The following is a 3,292-nucleotide window of genomic DNA, read 5'->3' as shown; positions in this document are numbered from 1 at the left end:
CTTCTACACCGGCGGAGAACAATTCACCGGAATGCAGAACGGAGTCGCCATCTCCGGCGACTACCTGTCCGCCGCCAGCTTCCTCGGCATCACCGGAGCCATCGCGGTGTACGGATACGACGGATTCCTGTACTCCATCGGATTCATCGTCTCCTGGTTGGTTGCCCTCCTGATGGTCGCAGAAGCGATCCGCAACACCGGCCGGTTCACCATGGCGGACGCGCTCAGCTTCCGGCTCAGGCAGCGACCGGTACGCATCGCGGCCGCATCGACGACATTGACCGTCTCCTTGCTGTATCTCCTCGCACAGATGGCCGGCGCCGGCGGGTTGGTGGCACTTCTGCTCAACATCACCGATCGAACGCAGCAGTCGGCCGTCATCGCGGCGGTCGGAGCCCTCATGATCGCCTACGTCCTCGTGGGCGGAATGAAGGGAACGACCTGGGTTCAGATCATCAAGGCTGTCCTGCTCATCGGCAGCGTCTTTGTCCTGACAATACTGATCCTTGCCAAGTTCGGGTTCAGCATCTCCACACTTCTCGGTGCTGCGCAGGAGTCGATCTCGGGCTCGTCGGATCCCGCAGTGGCCGCGCGCGATGTCCTCGCGCCAGGCGAGCAATACGGCAAATCGACGCTGTCGAAGTTCGACTTCATCTCGCTCGGAATGGCACTGGTGTTGGGAACTGCCGGGCTACCGCACGTGCTGATGCGGTTCTACACCGTTCCGACCGCCAACGCCGCACGTAAGTCCGTTGTCTGGGCGATCGCATTGATCGGCGCCTTCTACCTGATGACACTCGTGCTGGGATACGGTGCCGCAGCCATCGTCGGGCCGGACAAGATCCTCGGAGCCCCCGGAGGACAGAACTCTGCCGCTCCATTGCTCGCGTTCGAGATCGGGGGAACGGTCCTCCTCGCCACCATTGCCGCAGTAGCGTTCGCCACGATCCTGGCCGTGGTGGCAGGTCTGACGATCACCGCCTCGGCCTGCTTCGCTCACGACCTCTATGCCGGGGTCATCAAGAAGGGCAAAGTGTCCGAGCGGGAGCAGGTCCACGTATCGCGCATCACCGCGGTAGTGATCGGCGTCGTCGCAGTGGGGCTCGGCATCCTGGCCAACGGGCAGAACACCGCATTTCTGGTAGCACTGGCATTTGCGGTTGCAGGCGCCGCGAACCTGCCGACCATCGTCTACACCCTGTTCTGGAAACGCTTCAATACCCGGGGCGCCTTGTGGAGTATGTACGGCGGACTGGCATCAACACTCATTCTGATCGCCTTCTCACCCGCAGTCTCTGGGCGGACAACCTCGATGCTTCCGCACATGGATTTTCAGTGGTTCCCACTATCCAACCCTGGGATCGTGACGATCCCGTTGGCATTTCTGCTGGGAATCCTGGGAACACTGACTTCTCGGACGACGGCCGATGCAAGAAAGTCCGCTGAAATGGATGTCAAGGTTGTCACCGGCATCAAGTTGAAGTCTGAACTCGAACCGGTCCTGTGAGACCGGGTCTATCCGAAACCCCGCAAGAAACCATCGATAGCGAAGGAATCATGGTCAACACCATTACGCACTGGATCGACAACAAGAGCTTCACCGGCACCAGCAGGAACACCGCCCCCGTCACCAACCCGGCCACCGGTGCCGTCACCGGACAGGTCGCCCTCGCCAGCGTCGAAGACGCCCGCGCCGTCATCGACGCCGCAGCCGCCGCCTTCCCCGCCTGGCGCGACACCTCCCTCGCCAAGCGCACCCAGATCATCTTCACATTCCGCGAACTACTCAACCAGCGCAAGGGCGAACTCGCCGAAATCATCACCTCCGAACACGGCAAGGTCGTCTCCGACGCCCTCGGCGAAGTGAGCCGCGGCCAGGAGGTCGTCGAATTCGCCTGCGGCATCGCGCAGCTGCTCAAGGGCGGCATGACCGAAAACGCCTCCACCAACGTCGACGTCTCCTCCCTCCGCCAACCCGTCGGCCCCGTCGGCATCATCTCCCCCTTCAACTTCCCCGCCATGGTCCCGATGTGGTTCTTCCCCATCGCCATCGCCGCCGGCAACACCGTCGTCCTCAAGCCCAGCGAGAAGGACCCGACCGCCGCCATCTGGATGGCCGAACTCTGGGCCGAGGCCGGCCTGCCCGCCGGGGTGTTCAACGTCCTGCAGGGCGACAAGACTGCCGTCGACGAGTTGCTGACGAATCCCGCGATCAAGGCCATCTCCTTCGTCGGGTCCACCCCCATCGCCCAGTACGTCTACGCCACCGGCACCGCCCACGGCAAGCGCGTCCAGGCATTGGGTGGGGCGAAGAACCACGCCATCGTCCTCCCGGACGCCGACCTCGATCTGGCCGCCGATGCCATGGTCAACGCCGGCTTCGGGTCCGCCGGTGAACGCTGCATGGCGATCAGTGCCCTGGTCGCGGTCGGGGACATCGCCGACGAACTCGTGTCCAAGATCAAGGAGCGCACCGACACGCTGAAGATCGGCGACGGCACCCAGGATTCCGACATGGGACCGCTCGTGACCAAGGTGCACCGCGACAAGATCGCCTCCTACATCGACGCCGGCGAGAAGGACGGGGCCACCATCGTCGTCGACGGCCGACAGGTGCAGGCGAATGGCGGTGCGACGGGTTCTGGCTCGGACCGACCCTGATCGACCACGTCACCACCGACATGTCCGTGTACACCGATGAGATCTTCGGACCCGTTCTTTCGGTGATCCGGGTCGAGTCCTACGACGAGGCCCTGGAGTTGGTGAACTCGAGCCAGTTCGGCAATGGCACCGCGATCTTCACCAACGACGGTGGCGCCGCCCGGCGGTTCCAGAACGAGGTCGAGGTCGGCATGGTCGGCATCAACGTCCCCATCCCCGTCCCGATGGCCTACTACTCCTTCGGGGGCTGGAAGAACTCCCTGTTCGGCGACACCCACGCCCACGGAACCGAGGGCGTGCACTTCTTCACCCGCGGCAAGGTCGTCACCACCCGCTGGCTCGACCCCAGCCACGGCGGCCTCAACCTCGGATTCCCCCAGAACAACTGATATGGACGCAGATTTGTCAAGAGGGCAGCAGGAGGCGGACGTCCAGGACCGTCGTCGAGGGACGTCCGCCTCGGGTGGCCCCGGATGAATCTGTTGGTTGGTGGCGAGCGTGTCGGTTGTCGACGCGTTGTCGAAGTCTGATATGCGCGGGTTGGCTACCGCAAAGACAGTTGTTCGGCTGGAGTGGATCGCTGGTCTAACCTCGAGCGTGATCCCAACGTGCAGTTGAGGATTGCTCATAG

General features: G+C 63.2%; 1 protein-coding gene and 1 pseudogene. Both read left to right on the top strand.

Features of this window, described 5'->3' with window-relative positions:
• Window positions 1-1,507 (top strand): solute symporter family protein (locus AC1DWT_RS50280; RefSeq protein WP_477926174.1); only part of this gene is annotated, 1,507 nt, incomplete at its 5' end.
• Window positions 1,508-1,557: 50 nt separating this feature from the next.
• Window positions 1,558-3,050: pseudogene (locus AC1DWT_RS50275) on the top strand (CoA-acylating methylmalonate-semialdehyde dehydrogenase).
• The last annotated feature ends 242 nt before the right edge of the window (window positions 3,051-3,292 follow it).

Source organism: Rhodococcus sp. P4_B6 (assembly GCF_056402215.1).
Note: the sequence above shows the minus strand (reverse complement) of the source record. Positions and strands in the feature narration are given on the sequence as shown.